This is a genomic window from Pseudomonas haemolytica (assembly GCF_009659625.1).
Classification (GTDB): Bacteria; Pseudomonadota; Gammaproteobacteria; order Pseudomonadales; family Pseudomonadaceae; genus Aquipseudomonas; species Aquipseudomonas haemolytica.
Map to the genome: position 1 here is coordinate 1042796 of NZ_VOIW01000001.1, position 17839 is coordinate 1060634.

Sequence of the window (17839 nt, forward strand, 5' to 3'; positions counted from 1 at the left end):
CAAGGAGTTGTGATATGCAATCGCGCCACTTGAAACTGCTCGCCGCCGCGACGCTCACCGCCTGGTCGTTGACCGCTGGCCTGGCCCACGCCGCTGGCGTCCTGACCATCGGCTGCCGTGAAGACAGCACTACCTTCGACCCGATCAAAAGCGCGCAGAACCGCGACACCTGGGTATTCGCCAACGTCTACGACACCCTGGTGCGCGTGGATAACCTGGGCACCAAGATGGAGCCGGGCCTGGCTGAAAGCTGGGAGATTTCCAAGGATGGCCTGACCTACACCTTCAAGCTGCGCGAGGCGAAGTTCTCCGACGGATCAAAGATCACCGCCGACGATGCCGCATTCAGCCTGCTGCGCATCCGCGACAACAAGGCGTCGTTGTGGAGCGACCCGTTCAGCCTGATCAACACCGCCAAGGCCAGCGATCCCAAGACCCTGGTGGTCACCTTGAAAACGCCGGCGGTGGCTTTCCTCTCGCAACTGGCGTCGCCGACGGTGTCGATCCTGTCGGAAAAAGCCATGACCAAAATGGGCGAAGACGCCTACTCGGAAAACCCGGTGACCTCCGGTGCGTTTACCGTGGAAGAATGGCGCAAGGGCGACCGGGTGATCCTGAAGAAGAACCCGAATTTCTGGCAGGCCAACACCGTCAGCCTGGATGGCGTGGAATGGGTCTCGGTGACCGACGACAACACCCGCATGCGCATGGTGCAGAACAACGAACTCGACACGGCGATCTTCGTGCCGTTTTCCCGGGTTGAAGAACTCAAGAAAGACCAGAACGTGGTCATCCACTCCGACCCGTCCACCCGTGAAGATCACCTGCTGATCAACCACGAGCACGGCCTGCTGGCCAAGCCGCAAGTGCGCCAGGCCTTGGACATGGCCATCGACAAGCAATCACTGGTGAAAACCGCCACTTACGGTCAAGGCACCGTGGCCTATTCCTACATCCCCAAAGGCTCGCTGTACCACTACGCCAACAACCTGCAACGGCCGTATGACCCTGCGGCGGCCAAAAAGCTGCTGGAAGAGGCTGGCGCCAAGGACTTGAAGCTCAACTACGTGGTCAACGCCGGCAACGAAGCTGACGAACAGATTGCGGTGATCATCAAGGACCAGTTGGCCAAGGTCGGTGTGACCGCGAACCTGCAGAAGGTCGACCCGACCCAAAGCTGGCAGATGCTGGTGGACGGTGATTACGATATTTCGGTGATGTACTGGACCAACGACATCCTCGACCCGGACCAGAAGACCACATTCGTGCTGGGCCACGACACCAACCAGAACTACATGACCCGCTACAAGAACGACGAGGTCAAGGCACTGGTCGCGGCTGCGCGAGTGGAGGCAGACCCGGCCAAGCGTGAGCAGATGTATGTCCAGTTGCAGAAGCTGGCGAAGCAGGATGTGAACTGGATTGACCTGTATTACAGCCCGTACATCAATATCTCACGCAAGAATGTGAGCAACTTCCTGCAGAACCCGTTGGGGCGCTTCACCCTTGAGGAAGTGGTGAAAAACTAAAGAACACTGAGTATCAATGTGGGAGGGGGCAAGCCCCCTCCCACATTTGTTTTTGCGGTGTGTCAGGGTTTACTGCGCGTCGAACGCCTGCCCATTGATGCCAGCACTGTCCGGCCCCATCAGGTACAGGTACACCGGCATGATCTCTTCCGGCGCCGGCCTTTCCATCGGGTTTTCCCCCGGATATGCCTGGGCCCGCATGCTGGTGCGCGTGCCGCCCGGGTTGATGCTGTTCGAGCGGACCGCCGCCACATCCTCGAGCTCGTCGGCCAGGGTCTGCATCAGCCCCTCAGTGGCGAATTTCGACACACCATAGGCACCCCAATAGGCGCGGCCCTTGCGCCCGACGCTGCTGGAGGTGAACACCACCGATGCGTCCTGGGACAGCTTGAGCAACGGCAGCAAGGTGCTGGTCAGCATGAACATCGCGTTGACGTTGACGTGCATCACCCGCATGAAATTCTCGCCGGACAACTGCTCGATGGGCGTGCGCGGGCCAATGATCGAGGCGTTGTGCAGCAGGCCGTCAAGGTGGCCGAATTCCTTTTCGATCATCGCCGCCAGCTCATCGTATTGATGGGGCAGGGCGGTCTCCAGGTTGAACGGGATCACCACCGGTTGCGGGTGGCCGGCCGCTTCGATCTCGTCATAGACCTGGGCCAGGTTGGCTTCGGTCTTGCCCAGCAATAGCACGGTAGCGCCATGGGCGGCATAGGTCTTCGCCGCTGCTGCGCCAATCCCGCGACCGGCGCCGGTTACCAGGATGATCCGGCCTTTGAGCAGTTCTGGAGGTGCAGAGTAATCAAACATAAATAGCCTCGACAAAATTCAGTAGGTCACAACACCAGTTTTGAGAGCAGTGAAGATCCAAGTGTGGGAGGGGGCTTGCTCCCGATAGCAGAGTGTCAGTCACTGCATTTATTGATTGACCCACCGCCATCGGGAGCAAGCCCCCTCCCATATTTTGGCCCTGCATCGGTCAGCAAGATCGGGGAGCAATCAGCAACTGCACAGCGCGTTATCCAGCACTTTGCGCAATTCCAGCGGGTGATCCACCACCACATCCGCGCCCCAGTGACGCGGGTTGTCGTCCGGGTGGATATAGCCGTAGGTGACCGCCGCCGTGCGGGTGCCGGCGTCACGGCCGGATTCGATATCGCGCAGGTCATCGCCCACGAACAACACGCTGGCCGGGTCCAGGTCGAGCAGCTTGCACGCCAGGATCATCGGCTCCGGGTCCGGCTTGCTGTTTTTCACGTGGTCCGGGCAGATCAGCACGGCCGAGCGCTCGGCCAGGCCCAGTCGCTGCATGATCGGTTCGGCAAAGCGCACCGGCTTATTGGTGACCACGCCCCAGATCAGCTTGGCTTTTTCGATGTCTTCCAGCAGCTCGGCCATGCCGTCGAACAGCTTGCTGTGAACCGCGCAGTCCTTGAGGTAGCGCTCGAGGAATTCCAGGCGCAATGCTTCAAAGCCTGGGGACTCCGGGTCCATCGAGAAGGTCACGGCAACCATCGCCCGCGCACCGCCGGAAATTTCATCGCGGATGTGCTGCGGGTTGATCGGCTCCAGGCCACGGTCGGCGCGCATGGCCTGGCAGATGGCGATAAAGTCCGGCGCGGTATCCAGCAGGGTACCGTCCATGTCGAAGAGAACCGCTCGCAACTTCACAGGCTTACTCCTCGCGCAGGGTCTGGATCATGTAGTTGACGTCAACGTCGCTGGCCAGCTTGTAGTGCTTGGTCAGCGGGTTGTAGGTCAGGCCGATGATGTCCTTGACGGTCAGCCCGGCCTGGCGGCTCCACGCGCCCAGCTCGGAGGGGCGGATGAATTTCTTGAAGTCATGGGTGCCGCGGGGCAGCAGCTTCATGATGTATTCAGCGCCGATGATCGCGAACAGGTAAGCCTTGGGGTTGCGGTTGATGGTGGAGAAGAACACCTGGCCGCCGGGCTTGACCATGCGAAAGCACGCACGAATCACAGAGGATGGATCGGGCACGTGTTCCAGCATCTCCAGGCAAGTCACCACGTCGAACTGCTCGGGCATTTCCTCGGCCAGGGCTTCGGCGGTGATCTGCCGGTACTCCACGCTCACTCCGGATTCCAACTGATGCAGCTGGGCCACGGCCAACGGCGCTTCGCCCATGTCGATACCCATCACGGTGGCGCCGCGCTGGGCCATGGCTTCGCTGAGAATACCGCCGCCGCAACCAACGTCCAGCACCTTCTTGCCGGCCAGGTTGACGCGCTCGTCAATCCAGTTGACCCGCAGCGGATTGATGTCGTGCAGGGGTTTGAACTCGCTTTCGCGGTCCCACCAACGGTGGGCCAGGGCTTCGAATTTGGCGATTTCGGCGTGGTCGACGTTGCTCATGGTGAATCCTCTAAATCTGATAAATCGGTGGGTCGGGGCTGAACACCGGGGTTCAGCACCTTCGTTATTCGCTGTGCCCGCTGATGCGTTGGCCCCAGGCGATGGCCGTGGCGGTCAACTGTTGTTCATCCATGCGGGTCAATTGCCGGTCGTCGAGCAATTGCTTGCCGGCGACCCAAAGGTGTTTCACGCAGTCGCGTCCGGTGGCATATATAAGCTGTGAGACCGGATCGTAGATCGGTTGTTGCGCCAGCCCCGACAGATCAAAGGCGACCATGTCCGCCGCCTTGCCGACTTCCAGCGAGCCAATCTGGCTTTCCAGGCCCATGGCCCGTGCACCGTTGAGCGTCGCCATGCGCAGGGCTCGGTGGGCGTCCAGAGCGGTGGCCGAGCCGGCGACGGCCTTGGCCAGCATCGCGGCGGTACGGGTTTCGCCCAGCAGGTCCAGGTCATTGTTGCTGGCGGCGCCGTCGGTGCCGATGGCCACATTGACCCCAGCCTGCCACAAGCGCTCTACCGGGCAAAAGCCGCTGGCCAGTTTCAGGTTCGATTCCGGGCAATGAATAACGCTGGTGTTGCTTTCTACCAGCAAAGCCAGGTCGTCCTCGCTGATTTGGGTCATATGAACGGCCTGGAAGCGCGGCCCCAGTAACCCGAGGCGAGCCAGGCGCGCCAACGGGCGCTCGCCGGTCTGCTCCACGGCTTGCTGCACTTCGAAGGCGGTTTCATGCACATGCATATGAATCGCGGCGTCCAGCTCTTCGGCGATCACGCGGATCTTTTCCAGGTTGGCGTCGCACACGGTGTAGGGCGCGTGAGGGCCGAAGGTGATCTTGATGCGCGGGTGGTGCTTGAGGTCGCCAAACAGTTCGATGCCCTGGCGAAGCGCTTCATCGGCACTGCTGGCGCCGGGAATGGGAAAGTCGAGGATCGGCATCGCGATCTGCGCGCGCATGCCGCTGCTATGCACGCAATCGCTGGCGACCTTGGGGTAGAAATACATGTCGGAGAAACAGGTGATACCGCCCTTGAGCTGTTCGGCGATGGCCAGGTTGGTGCCGTCGCGCACGAAGGCTTCATCGACCCACTTGGCCTCGGCCGGCCAGATGTGTTTTTCCAGCCAGGTCATCAGTGGCAGGTCGTCGGCCAAGCCACGAAACAGGCTCATCGCCGCATGGCCGTGGGCGTTGATCAGGCCGGGGCTGAGCAGCATGCCGGGCAGCTCGCGAACTTCATCGGCTGCAAGCTTCATTGCCGCGGCCCGTGGGCCGATAAAGGCAATGCACCCATCGCGGATGCCCAGGCCATGCTCCTTGAGCACCACGCCTGCGGGTTCGACGGGTACCAGCCAGGTCGGCAGCAGCAACAAGTCGAGCGGGGCGGCAGTGGAGGTCATCGCAGGCTTCTTCCCAGGCAGCTATAAAAGAAGGGCGAAGTATACCCGAGCGTCCTGGCTGGCGGATCGCTATAATCCGCGGCTTTTGTTCATGAGTGCGGGGTAAGGGATGCGCGACCGACTGTTAGCTGCAGAGAAAGTGAAGGCCATCGTTTGGCGTGATGGCGCGCTGCACCTGCTCGATCAGCGTGTTTTGCCGTCCCGGGAGAGCTGGGTGGCCTGCGATACCGTCGAGGCTGTGGCCGAGGCCATTCGCTCGATGGTGGTGCGCGGCGCACCGGCCATCGGCATCTGCGCCGCCTATGGCTTGGTCCTGGCTGCCCGTAAGCGCCTCGCCGAAGGTGGCGACTGGCAGGCTGCATGGGAAGAAGATTACGCACTGTTGGCCGATACCCGACCTACTGCGTCGAACCTGTTCTGGGCCTTGAAGCGCATGCGCGACCGCCTGGACCGCCTCAAGAAGCACGCCGACCCGCTGGCAGTGCTGGAAGCCGAAGCCATCGCGATCCATGAAAGCGACCGGGAGGCCAATTTCGTCATGGCCCAACTGGGCGTAGAGCGGATTCGCAAGCACCAGGGTAACGCTCAGGCGATCCTGACTCATGGCAACACTGGCGCTTTGGCCACGGGGGGAGTCGGCACGGCCCTCGGGGTTATTCGCGCAGCGTTCCTGGACGGGTTGGTCGAACAAGTCTATGTCAACGAGACCCGGCCTTGGCTGCAAGGTTCGCGGCTGACCGCCTGGGAGCTGGCGGGCGAGGGCATCCCGGTGACGGTGAATGCTGACTCGGCGGGCGCGCATATCCTCAAGACCAAGGGCGTGACCTGGGTGATCGTCGGCGCCGACTGCATTGCGGCCAACGGCGATGTGATCAGCAAGATAGGCACTTATCAGCTGGCCGTCTGCGCCATGCATCATGGCGTGCGCTTTATGGTGGTGGCGCCGAGTTCGACCATTGACATGATGATGGCCACTGGCGATGACGTCGCGCTGGAAGAGCGTGACCCGGCCGAGCTGCTGGAAATTGTAGGGCAGCGGTTGGGGGCGGATGCATTCAATCCGGTGTTCGATGTAACGCCGGCGGATTTGATCGATGTGATCGTGACTGAGAAGGGCATTGTCGAACGGCCGGACACCGCAAAGTTGGCCAAGCTGATGTGCCGTAAGCGCTTGCATTAAGTGCTTGGGTGTCTATCAGATTGCCATCGGGAGCAAGCCCCCTCCCACATTTGGAATGTGTTCACAAATCAAATGTGAGAGGGGGCTTGCTCCCGATTGGCCCTTAAAGTCAACAAAACATCCGGATCTACCCTCATAAAACAGTACCACCCCACTTCTGAGCCCCTCTCGTCGCCCTCAAGCCTGTCATCCGTCAAATTACTAGCCTCCATGCGCATCAGGGGGATAGGTGCGTGGCGGCGATTGTGATAACATCCGGCGGTTTCCAGGGCTGCCCCGAGGGGTGGCCTATAACGTGCAGATCCGTGTCATAACTCGTTGATTTGTCGTAAGTCGTTGTCAGGCACCGTGCCGGCAGCGGCGAGCTTCGTTCGTCCCATATGGATGTGACGAAGTTTCACCCGAAAAAGGAATCAGGCTTCTCATGGGCGAACTGGCCAAAGAAATCCTCCCGGTCAATATCGAAGACGAGCTGAAACAGTCCTACCTCGACTACGCGATGAGCGTAATTGTCGGTCGGGCACTGCCTGATGCGCGCGATGGCTTGAAGCCCGTGCACCGGCGTGTGCTCTTCGCGATGAGCGAGCTGAGTAACGACTGGAACAAGCCGTACAAGAAATCTGCCCGTGTTGTCGGTGACGTGATCGGTAAGTATCACCCTCACGGCGACACTGCGGTGTACGACACCATCGTTCGGATGGCCCAGCCGTTTTCCCTGCGCTACCTGCTGGTAGACGGCCAGGGCAACTTCGGTTCGGTGGACGGCGACAACGCCGCGGCCATGCGATACACCGAAGTGCGCATGACCAAGCTGGCGCACGAGCTGCTGGCCGACCTGCACAAAGAAACCGTGGACTGGGTGCCGAACTACGACGGCACCGAAATGATCCCGGCTGTCATGCCGACCAAGATCCCCAACCTGCTGGTCAACGGTTCCAGCGGTATCGCCGTGGGCATGGCCACCAACATCCCGCCGCACAACCTCGGTGAAGTCATCGACGGTTGCCTGGCCCTTATCGACAACCCTGAGCTGACTGTCGATGAGCTGATGCAATACATCCCGGGCCCGGACTTCCCGACCGCTGCGATCATCAACGGTCGCGCCGGCATCATCGAAGCCTACCGCACCGGCCGCGGGCGCATTTACATGCGTGCCCGCTCGATGATCGAAGACATCGACAAGGTCGGTGGCCGCCAGCAGATCGTCATCACTGAACTCCCTTACCAGCTGAACAAGGCGCGTCTGATCGAGAAGATCGCCGAGCTGGTTAAAGAGAAGAAGCTCGAAGGCATCACTGAGCTGCGCGATGAGTCTGACAAAGACGGTATGCGCGTGGTGATCGAGCTGCGTCGTGGCGAAGTGCCTGAGGTGATCCTCAACAATCTCTACGCCCAGACCCAGCTGCAAAGCGTGTTTGGTATCAACGTGGTTGCGTTGATCGATGGCCGCCCGCGCATCCTGAACCTCAAGGACCTGCTCGAAGCCTTCGTACGTCACCGCCGCGAAGTGGTGACCCGCCGTACCGTGTTCGAACTGCGCAAGGCCCGCGAACGCGGGCACATCCTGGAAGGCCAGGCCGTTGCGTTGTCGAACATCGACCCGGTGATCGCCTTGATCAAGGCTTCGCCAACCCCGTCGGAAGCCAAGGAAGCGCTGATCAGCACACCTTGGGAATCCAGCGCCGTGGTGGCCATGGTTGAACGTGCCGGCGCCGACTCGTGCCGTCCAGAGACCCTGGACCCACAATACGGTCTGCGCGAAGGCAAGTACTTCCTGTCGCCGGAACAGGCCCAGGCCATCCTGGAACTGCGCCTGCACCGTCTGACCGGCCTGGAGCACGAGAAGCTGCTGGCCGAGTACCAGGAGATCCTCAACCAGATCGGCGAGTTGATCCGCATCCTCAGCAGCGCCGTGCGCCTGATGGAAGTGATCCGCGAAGAACTGGAAGTGATCCGCGCCGAATACGGCGACGTGCGCCGCACCGAGATCCTCGATGCGCGCCTCGACCTGACCCTGGGTGACATGATCCCGGAAGAAGAGCGCGTGGTGACCATCTCCCACGGTGGCTATGCCAAGACCCAACCGCTGGCTGCTTACCAGGCCCAGCGTCGTGGCGGTAAAGGTAAATCGGCCACCGGCGTGAAGGATGAGGACTACATCGCTCACCTGCTGGTCGCCAATAGCCACACCACGCTGCTGCTGTTCTCCAGCAAGGGCAAGGTGTACTGGCTGAAAACCTACGAGATCCCGGAAGCCTCCCGTGCCGCCCGTGGTCGTCCGTTGGTCAACCTGCTGCCGCTGGACAGTGATGAATACATCACCACCATGCTGCCGGTCGAGGAATACACCGAAGGTCACTACATCTTCATGGCGACCGCCAAAGGCACCGTGAAGAAGACCCCGCTGGAATCCTTCAGCCGTCAACGCAGCGTGGGCCTGATCGCCCTGGAGCTGGATGAAGGCGACGTACTGATTTCCGCCGCCATTACCGATGGCGAGCGCGAAGTCATGCTGTTCTCCGACGGCGGCAAGGTGACACGCTTCAAGGAATCCGACGTTCGCGCCATGGGCCGTACCGCCCGCGGCGTGCGCGGCATGCGCCTGCCGGAAGGGCAGAAGCTGATTTCGATGCTGATCCCGGAAGAAGGCAGCCAGATCCTCACCGCTTCCGAGCGTGGTTATGGCAAGCGCACTGCCATCAGCGAGTTCCCGGAGTACAAGCGTGGCGGCCAGGGCGTGATCGCCATGGTCAGCAACGATCGCAACGGCCGTCTGGTCGGTGCGGTACAGGTGCTCGATGGCGAGGAGATCATGCTGATTTCCGACCAGGGCACCCTGGTGCGTACCCGTGTAGCTGAGGTGTCGAGCCTGGGCCGTAACACCCAGGGCGTGACCCTGATCAAGCTGGCCAAGGACGAGAAACTGGTCGGCCTGGAGCGAGTACAGGAGCCATCGGAAGTCGAAGGCGAAGAGCTGGAAGGAGAGGAATTTGAAGGCGAGGTGATCGCAGCCGGCGATGACAACGTCGACGAGCCAACCCTCGATGCTGCCGCAGACGAAGAAGAACCGCAGGAATAAGCGGACACACAGGGGGCGGATGAAGATTCGCCCCCTTGTTGTTTGTCCCTTATGAAAGTATTGAAACCCGATTTATTGCACCACCCCACCAGATCAGAGTGAGATTGGATGTGAGCAAGAGAGCCTATAACTTCTGTGCCGGTCCCGCGGCGCTTCCTGAAGCAGTCCTGCAGCGTGCGCAGGGTGAACTCCTCGACTGGCATGGAAAAGGCCTCTCCGTGATGGAAATGAGCCATCGCAGCGATGAGTTCGTGTCCATCGCCACCAAGGCCGAGCAGGACCTGCGCGACTTGCTGGCCATCCCATCCGACTACAAAGTGCTGTTCCTGCAAGGGGGCGCGAGCCAGCAGTTCGCTCAAATCCCGCTGAACCTGCTGCCGGAAGACGGCACTGCCGACTATATCGACACCGGTATCTGGGGCCAGAAGGCCATCGAAGAGGCTTCCCGTTACGGTCATGTCAATGTGGCAGGCACTGCAAAGCCCTACGACTACTTCGCCATTCCAGGCCAGAACGAGTGGAAGCTGTCGAAGGATGCGGCCTACGTTCACTACGTCGCGAACGAAACCATCGGCGGCCTGGAGTTCGACTGGGTGCCGGAAGTGGGTGACGTGCCGTTGGTGTGCGACATGTCTTCGGACATCCTCTCGCGCCCGATAGATGTATCCAAGTACGGCATGATCTATGCCGGTGCGCAGAAGAACATCGGCCCGAGCGGCATCCTGGTCAATATCGTTCGCGAAGACCTGCTCGGTCGCGCCCGTTCGCTGTGCCCGACCATGCTCAACTACAAGGTCGCGGCCGATAACGGCTCGATGTACAACACGCCGCCGGCGTTTTCCTGGTACCTGTCGGGCCTGGTGTTCGAATGGCTGAAAGAGCAGGGCGGTGTGGCTGCCATGGGCAAGCGCAACGAAGAGAAGAAGCGCACCCTGTACGACTTCATTGACGCCAGCGGTTTGTACAGCAACCCGATCAACCTCACCGACCGTTCGTGGATGAACGTGCCATTCCGCCTGGCCGATGATCGCCTGGACAAGCCGTTCCTGGCCGGTGCCGACGCGCGCGGCCTGCTGAACCTCAAGGGTCACCGTTCGGTGGGTGGCATGCGCGCCTCTATCTACAATGCTGTCGACATCCACGCTATCAATGCGCTGGTTGCCTACATGGCAGAGTTCGAAAAGGAACACGGCTAATGTCTGAGCAAGAACTCAAGGCCCTGCGCGTACGCATTGACAGCCTGGACGAAAAAGTCCTGGAGCTGATCAGTGAGCGCGCGCGCTGCGCCCAGGAAGTGGCACGGGTGAAAATGGCGTCCCTGGCGGAAGGCGAAGTGCCGGTGTTCTACCGGCCTGAACGCGAAGCCCAGGTGCTCAAGCGCGTGATGGAGCGCAACAAGGGGCCATTGGGTAACGAAGAGATGGCGCGGTTGTTCCGTGAAATCATGTCGTCGTGCCTGGCCCTTGAGCAGCCACTGAAAGTCGCCTATCTCGGCCCTGAAGGCACCTTCACCCAGGCGGCGGCCATGAAGCACTTCGGCCACGCGGTTATCAGCAAACCGATGGCAGCTATCGACGAAGTGTTCCGTGAAGTAGCGGCCGGCGCGGTGAATTTTGGCGTGGTGCCGGTGGAAAACTCCACCGAAGGCGCGGTCAACCACACGCTGGACAGCTTCCTCGAGCACGACATGGTGATCTGTGGCGAAGTCGAGCTGCGTATCCACCACCACCTGCTGGTGGGTGAGAACACCAAGACCGACAGCATCAGCCGTATCTACTCCCACGCCCAGTCCTTGGCCCAGTGTCGCAAGTGGCTGGATGCGCATTACCCGAATGTCGAGCGCGTGGCGGTCTCCAGTAACGCTGAGGCCGCCAAGCGGGTCAAGGGTGAGTGGAACTCGGCGGCGATTGCCGGTGATATGGCTGCGGGCCTGTATGGCCTGACGCGCCTGGCCGAAAAGATCGAGGACCGCCCGGACAACTCCACGCGCTTTTTGATGATCGGCAGTCAGGAAGTGCCGCCAACCGGCGACGACAAGACCTCGATCATCGTCTCCATGAGCAACAAGCCCGGCGCGCTGCATGAGCTGCTGGTGCCGTTCCACGATAACGGGATTGACCTGACGCGCATCGAGACTCGTCCTTCGCGCAGCGGTAAATGGACTTATGTGTTCTTTATCGACTTCATCGGCCATCACCGCGACCCGCTGGTCAAGGGCGTGCTGGAGAAAATCAGTCAGGAAGCCGTGGCACTCAAGGTGCTGGGCTCCTACCCGAAAGCGGTTCTGTGAGGCTTTGACATGAGTGGCAACTTCCTCGCCCTGGCGCAGCCGGGCGTGCAACAACTCTCGCCTTACGTTCCAGGCAAGCCTGTGGACGAACTGGCCCGTGAGTTGAATCTGGATCCGTCCCAAATCGTCAAGCTGGCGAGTAACGAAAACCCGCTGGGCCCGAGCCCTAAAGTAGTGGCGGCGATTCGTGAAGAATTGGCTGAATTGACCCGTTACCCCGATGGCAACGGCTTTGCGCTCAAGTCCCTGTTGGCGAGCAAGTGTCGGGTCGAACTGGATCAGGTGACGTTGGGCAATGGCTCCAACGACATCCTTGAGTTGGTCGGTCGTGCCTACCTGGCGCCTGGGCTGAATGCCGTGTTCAGCGAGCATGCCTTTGCGGTCTACCCGATTGTCACCCAGGCCGTGGGGGCTGATGCCCGTGTCATTCCCGCGAAAGACTGGGGCCATGACCTGCCGGCGATGCTGGCGGCAATCGATGCGCAAACCCGCGTGGTGTTTATCGCCAACCCGAACAACCCGACTGGCACCTGGTTCGATGAGCAGGCGCTGAATGAATTCCTGCAGGATGTGCCGGAGCATGTGCTGGTAGTGCTCGACGAAGCCTATATCGAGTACGCCGAAGGCAGCGACCTGCCGGATGGTTTGGATTTCCTGGCAGCGTACCCGAACCTGCTGGTGTCGCGTACGTTCTCCAAGGCCTATGGCCTGGCTTCGCTGCGGGTTGGCTACGGCTTGTCCACGGCGGTAGTTGCCGACGTGCTGAACCGCGTGCGTCAACCGTTCAACGTCAACAGCCTGGCCCTGGCGGCCGCCTGTGCGGCGGTGAAGGATGCCGAATACCTGGAAGAAGGGCGTCGCATCAACGAAAGCGGCATGCTGCAATTGCAGGAAGGCTTTCGCGAGTTGGGCCTGGGCTGGATTCCGTCCAAGGGCAACTTTATCTGTGTCGACCTCGGCCAAGTAGCTGCGCCGGTATTCCAGGGCTTGCTGCGCGAAGGCGTGATCGTGCGCCCGGTGGCCAACTACGGTATGCCGAACCACCTGCGAATCACCATCGGTTTGCCGGCTGAGAACAGCCGTTTCCTCGAGGCGCTGGCCAAGGTTCTGGCCCGTGGTTGATGTCACTGCATTGCAACCTGCTGTGCCTATGATCGGTCGCCTGGTGGTAGTGGGCCTGGGGTTGATCGGTGGCTCCTTCGCCAAAGGCCTGCGGGAAAGCGGGCTGTGTGGCGAAGTTGTGGGTGTGGACCTGGACCCGCAGTCGCGCAAGTTGGCGGTGGAGTTGGGTGTGGTGGACCGCTGTGAGGCGGACCTGGCCATCGCTTGCCAAGGCGCGGACGTGATCCAGCTCGCCGTACCGATCCTGGCCATGGAGAAACTGCTGGCGGTACTGGCTGGCATGGACCTGGGGCAGGCGATTCTCACGGACGTCGGCAGTGCCAAGGGCAACGTGGTGCGTGCTGCGCAGCGGGCGTTTGGCGCCATGCCGCCGCGCTTTGTGCCGGGCCACCCGATTGCGGGGTCCGAGCAGAGCGGGGTGGAAGCTTCCAATGCGCAGTTGTTCCGTCGGCATAAAGTGATCCTGACGCCGCTTGCGCAAACCGATCCTGCGGCGTTGGCTGTGGTGGATCGTCTCTGGCGCGAGTTGGGGGCGGATGTGGAGCATATGCAGGTCGAGCGCCACGACGAAGTGCTGGCGGCGACCAGTCATCTGCCCCATCTGCTGGCATTTGGCTTGGTAGATTCGTTGGCCAAGCGCAACGAGAACCTCGAGATTTTCCGTTACGCCGCCGGCGGCTTCCGCGACTTCACGCGGATTGCCGGCAGCGACCCGGTGATGTGGCACGACATCTTCCTCGCCAATCGCGAAGCGGTGTTGCGTACCCTGGACACTTTCCGCAGTGATCTCGACGCCTTGCGCGACGCGGTCGATGCCGGCGATGGTCATCAATTATTGGGCGTGTTCACCCGTGCGCGGGTGGCGCGTGAGCATTTCAGCAAGATCCTGGCGCGCCGGGCCTATATGGAAACCGCAGTGAATACCGATGAGCTGACTTTCATCGCCAACCCGGGTGGCCGCTTGAGCGGGCGTATCCGGGTGCCGGGTGACAAGTCGATCTCCCATCGGTCGATCATGCTCGGTTCGCTGGCTGAGGGCGTGACGGAAGTCGAAGGTTTTCTTGAGGGCGAAGACGCCCTGGCGACCTTGCAGGCGTTTCGCGACATGGGCGTGGTGATTGAAGGGCCGCACCATGGGCGCGTGACTATCCATGGCGTCGGCCTGCACGGTTTGAAGGCAGCGCCTGGGCCGATCTACCTGGGCAACTCCGGTACGTCGATGCGCCTGTTGGCTGGCTTGCTGGCTGCGCAGAGCTTCGACAGTGTGCTGACGGGCGATGCATCGCTGTCCAAGCGCCCGATGAACCGCGTGGCCAAGCCGCTGCGGGAAATGGGCGCGGTGATCGACACCGGGCCGGAAGGCCGTCCGCCACTGACCATTCGTGGCGGTCAGGTGCTGAAAGGTCTGACTTACGCGCTGCCAATGGCCAGTGCGCAGGTCAAGTCCTGCCTGTTGCTGGCTGGCCTGTATGCACAAGGTAAAACCGCGGTGACCGAGCCTGCACCGACCCGCGACCATACCGAGCGCATGTTGCGCGGTTTTGGTTATCCGGTGGCGGTGGAGGGCGCGACGGCGTCGGTGGAATCTGGCCATAAATTGACCGCTACCCATATTGAAGTGCCGGGGGATATTTCGTCTGCGGCGTTTTTCCTGGTGGCGGCGTCGATTGCCGAGGGCTCCGAGTTGTTGCTCGAGCATGTCGGTGTCAACCCGACCCGCACCGGGGTGATCGATATCCTGCGGCTGATGGGCGCGGATATCACCTTGGAAAACCCGCGTGAAGTGGGTGGCGAGCCGGTTGCCGATCTGCGTGTCCGGGCTGCCGTGCTAAAAGGCATCGAGATTCCAGAAGCCTTGGTGCCGTTGGCGATCGATGAGTTTCCCGTGCTGTTTGTGGCGGCTGCCTGCGCCAAAGGCCGTACCGTGCTGCGCGGCGCCGAAGAGCTGCGTCTCAAGGAGTCCGACCGCATCCAGGTCATGGCCGATGGTCTGCTGGCCCTGGGTGTTAAGTGTGAACCCTCCCCCGATGGGATTATCATTGACGGTGGCCCGATGGGCGGTGGTGAAGTGCACGCCCGTGGCGATCACCGGATTGCCATGGCGTTCAGCGTGGCTTCCTTGCGGGCGGCAGCGCCGATTCGTATCCGTGACTGCGCCAACGTTGCTACATCTTTTCCGAACTTTCTTACACTGTGTGCCCAAGTCGGCATCCGTGTTGCCCAAGAGGCTCAATTGTGAATATCAAAGCACCGGTGATTACCATCGACGGGCCAAGCGGTTCGGGCAAAGGCACAATCGCCGGCATTCTGGCCAAGCGCCTGGGTTGGTGCCTGCTCGATTCCGGCGCGCTGTACCGCCTGCTGGCGTTCGCTGCACGCAACCATGGCGTCGACCTGACCAACGAAGAATCCCTGAAGCTACTGGCGGCGCACCTTGACGTGCAGTTCGTCGGCGCGACGGAAGGTCATCCTCAGCGCATCATCCTGGAAGGCGATGATGTGACCGACGACCTGCGTAACGAACAAGTCGGCTCCTGGGCGTCCCAGGTTGCCGCGCTGCCGGCCGTGCGTGATGCCTTGCTGCAGCGCCAGCGGGCGTTTCAGGAGCCGCCGGGCCTGGTGGCCGATGGCCGCGACATGGGCACGGTGGTATTTCCCGAGGCGCCGCTGAAGATTTTCCTGACCGCCAGCGCCGAGGAGCGGGCGCGCCGCCGCTACTTGCAGTTGAAGGGCAAAGTCGATGGTGTTAGTCTGTCGAGTCTGCTAGATGAGATCCGTGCACGCGATGAGCGTGATACCCAGCGTGCGGTAGCCCCGCTCAAGCCGGCGGCTGACGCAATACAGCTGGATTCCACGGAGTTGTCCATCGAGCAGGTGCTGGAACGCATCATGAGTGAAATCGCCATTCGCGATATCGCCGGGTGACCAAGAGGGCCGCAGGGGACCAGTCATAGTCCTGTGGTGCTTCTTCTAATTGAAACTAACCCACACCGTCTGGGGTGTGGAGATGGGCGTATTCTTCGCCCTCATCAACAGGAATTAAAATGAGCGAAAGCTTTGCGGAACTCTTTGAAGAAAGCCTAAAAACCCTGAACCTTCAGGCAGGCTCCATCATCACCGGTGTTATCGTTGATATCGATTACCAAGCTCGCTGGGTAACCGTTCACGCTGGTCTGAAGTCTGAAGCTCTGATCCCGCTGGAACAGTTCTACAACGATGCTGGCGACCTGACTATCAATGTCGGTGACGAAGTTCACGTTGCTCTGGACTCGGTTGAAGACGGTTTCGGTGAAACCAAGCTGTCCCGTGAAAAAGCCAAGCGCGCTGAATGCTGGATTGTTCTCGAAGCAGCCTTCGCAGCTGAAGAAGTGGTCAAGGGCGTTATCAACGGTAAGGTTAAAGGCGGCTTCACTGTCGACGTTAACGGCATCCGTGCGTTCCTGCCAGGTTCTTTGGTCGATGTTCGTCCAGTGCGCGACACCACGCACCTGGAAGGCAAGGAACTCGAATTCAAGGTCATCAAGCTCGATCAGAAGCGCAACAACGTTGTCGTTTCCCGTCGCAGCGTCCTGGAAGCAGAGAACTCCGCCGAGCGTGAAGCTCTGCTGGAATCCCTGCAGGAAGGCCAACAAGTCAAAGGTATCGTCAAGAACCTCACCGATTACGGCGCATTCGTCGATCTGGGTGGCGTCGATGGCCTGCTGCACATTACCGACATGGCTTGGAAGCGTATCAAGCATCCTTCCGAAATCGTCAACGTTGGCGACGAGATCGATGTCAAGGTTCTGAAGTACGATCGTGAGCGTAACCGCGTTTCCCTGGGCTTGAAGCAGCTGGGCGAAGATCCATGGGTTGCTATCAAGGCTCGTTACCCAGAAAGCACTCGCGTTACCGCGCGTGTTACCAACCTGACCGACTACGGCTGCTTCGCAGAGCTGGAAGAAGGCGTGGAAGGCCTGGTGCACGTTTCCGAAATGGACTGGACCAACAAGAACATCCACCCTTCGAAAGTCGTACAAGTCGGCGACGAAGTGGAAGTTATGGTTCTGGACATCGACGAAGAGCGTCGTCGTATCTCCCTGGGCATCAAGCAGTGCAAATCTAACCCATGGGAAGATTTCTCTGGCCAGTTCAACAAGGGCGATAAAATCTCCGGCACCATCAAGTCGATCACCGATTTCGGTATCTTCATTGGTCTGGACGGCGGCATCGACGGCCTGGTTCACCTGTCCGACATCTCCTGGAACGAAGTTGGCGAAGAAGCTGTTCGTCGTTTCAAGAAGGGCGACGAGCTGGACACCGTTATCCTGTCGGTTGACCCAGAGCGCGAGCGCATCTCCCTGGGCATCAAGCAGCTGGAAAGCGATCCGTTCTCCGAGTACGTTCAAGAGAACGACAAAGGCGCAATCGTTAAGGGCACTGTGAAAGAAGTTGACGCTAAAGGCGCCATCATCACTCTGGCCGACGATATCGAAGCGACTCTGAAAGCCTCCGAAATCAGCCGTGACCGCGTTGAAGACGCGCGCAACGTTCTGAAAGAAGGCCAGGAAGTAGAAGCCAAGATCATCAGCGTTGACCGCAAGAGCCGCGTAATCCAACTCTCCATCAAGTCGAAAGACGAAGTTGAAGAGAAAGAAGCTATCCAGAGCCTGAAAGAATCGGCCCCGGAAGCTGCTGCTGATACCACCATGGCGGCACTGCTGCGCCAGGCTATGGCTAAGCAGAACTAAGTTCTGTAAAGCTATAGAAAAAGGGCGACTTCGGTCGCCCTTTTTTGCGCCTGAAATTTGATGAATCAACAACATAGAACCATGGCGTTCAGCTCGCTGTCAGAACTGACTATAGTCGTTAAAGATGCTATTTCGCGTT

13 protein-coding genes are annotated in these 17839 nt (G+C 60.3%); 9 read left to right on the forward strand and 4 right to left on the reverse strand.

All coding sequences use genetic code 11. The annotated features are described in order from the left end of the window. Positions 1-14: 14 nt before the first annotated feature. The gene (locus FRT59_RS04905; RefSeq protein ID WP_153870549.1) at positions 15-1529 is read left to right on the forward strand and encodes an ABC transporter substrate-binding protein; all 1515 of its coding nucleotides are present in this window, start codon (positions 15-17) and stop codon (positions 1527-1529) included. A 69-nt stretch (positions 1530-1598) separates the two neighbouring features. Here the strand turns inward: FRT59_RS04905 and FRT59_RS04910 are convergent, their stop codons facing one another. The 4 genes from FRT59_RS04910 to FRT59_RS04925 form a co-directional block, all read right to left on the reverse strand. Then, positions 1599-2339: a YciK family oxidoreductase gene (locus FRT59_RS04910; protein ID WP_153870550.1), complete on the reverse strand. Its 741-nt coding sequence runs from the start codon at positions 2337-2339 to the stop codon at positions 1599-1601. Between the two features lie 189 nt (positions 2340-2528). Beyond that, on the reverse strand, positions 2529-3200 hold the full coding sequence (gene mupP / locus FRT59_RS04915; protein WP_162524826.1) for an N-acetylmuramic acid 6-phosphate phosphatase MupP: 672 nt from the start codon (positions 3198-3200) through the stop codon (positions 2529-2531). 4 nt (positions 3201-3204) lie between these two features. Continuing rightward, positions 3205-3903, reverse strand: coding sequence for a bifunctional 2-polyprenyl-6-hydroxyphenol methylase/3-demethylubiquinol 3-O-methyltransferase UbiG (gene ubiG / locus FRT59_RS04920; RefSeq protein ID WP_003172645.1), 699 nt, complete (start codon positions 3901-3903; stop codon positions 3205-3207). Positions 3904-3967: 64 nt separating this feature from the next. Then, entirely contained in the window at positions 3968-5299 is a 1332-nt protein-coding gene (locus FRT59_RS04925) for a TRZ/ATZ family hydrolase (RefSeq protein ID WP_153870551.1), read from the reverse strand. A gap of 109 nt (positions 5300-5408) precedes the next feature. Between FRT59_RS04925 and mtnA the strand changes: the two genes are divergently transcribed. The 8 genes from mtnA to rpsA all read left to right on the forward strand — a co-directional run bounded on the left by mtnA (position 5409) and on the right by rpsA (position 17700). Then, complete coding sequence (mtnA, locus tag FRT59_RS04930; RefSeq protein ID WP_153870552.1) at positions 5409-6479, forward strand: S-methyl-5-thioribose-1-phosphate isomerase; 1071 nt, start codon at positions 5409-5411, stop codon at positions 6477-6479. Positions 6480-6903: 424 nt separating this feature from the next. Next, complete coding sequence (gene gyrA, locus FRT59_RS04935; RefSeq protein ID WP_034118746.1) at positions 6904-9558, forward strand: DNA gyrase subunit A; 2655 nt, start codon at positions 6904-6906, stop codon at positions 9556-9558. A gap of 110 nt (positions 9559-9668) precedes the next feature. Then, entirely contained in the window at positions 9669-10754 is a 1086-nt protein-coding gene (gene serC / locus FRT59_RS04940; protein WP_034118747.1) for a 3-phosphoserine/phosphohydroxythreonine transaminase, read from the forward strand. Then, on the forward strand, positions 10754-11848 hold the full coding sequence (gene pheA / locus FRT59_RS04945) for a prephenate dehydratase (protein ID WP_003172650.1): 1095 nt from the start codon (positions 10754-10756) through the stop codon (positions 11846-11848). The genes serC and pheA overlap by 1 nt, the downstream gene beginning before the upstream one ends. Before the next feature lie 9 nt (positions 11849-11857). Continuing rightward, positions 11858-12970: a histidinol-phosphate transaminase gene (gene hisC / locus FRT59_RS04950; protein WP_153870553.1), complete on the forward strand. Its 1113-nt coding sequence runs from the start codon at positions 11858-11860 to the stop codon at positions 12968-12970. A gap of 28 nt (positions 12971-12998) precedes the next feature. Further along, on the forward strand, positions 12999-15209 hold the full coding sequence (locus tag FRT59_RS04955) for a bifunctional prephenate dehydrogenase/3-phosphoshikimate 1-carboxyvinyltransferase (RefSeq protein WP_233094164.1): 2211 nt from the start codon (positions 12999-13001) through the stop codon (positions 15207-15209). Beyond that, complete coding sequence (gene cmk, locus FRT59_RS04960; RefSeq protein ID WP_012722932.1) at positions 15206-15895, forward strand: (d)CMP kinase; 690 nt, start codon at positions 15206-15208, stop codon at positions 15893-15895. Before FRT59_RS04955 ends, cmk begins: the two co-directional genes overlap by 4 nt. A gap of 119 nt (positions 15896-16014) precedes the next feature. Next, the gene (gene rpsA, locus FRT59_RS04965; protein WP_034118749.1) at positions 16015-17700 is read left to right on the forward strand and encodes a 30S ribosomal protein S1; all 1686 of its coding nucleotides are present in this window, start codon (positions 16015-16017) and stop codon (positions 17698-17700) included. The last annotated feature ends 139 nt before the right edge of the window (positions 17701-17839 follow it).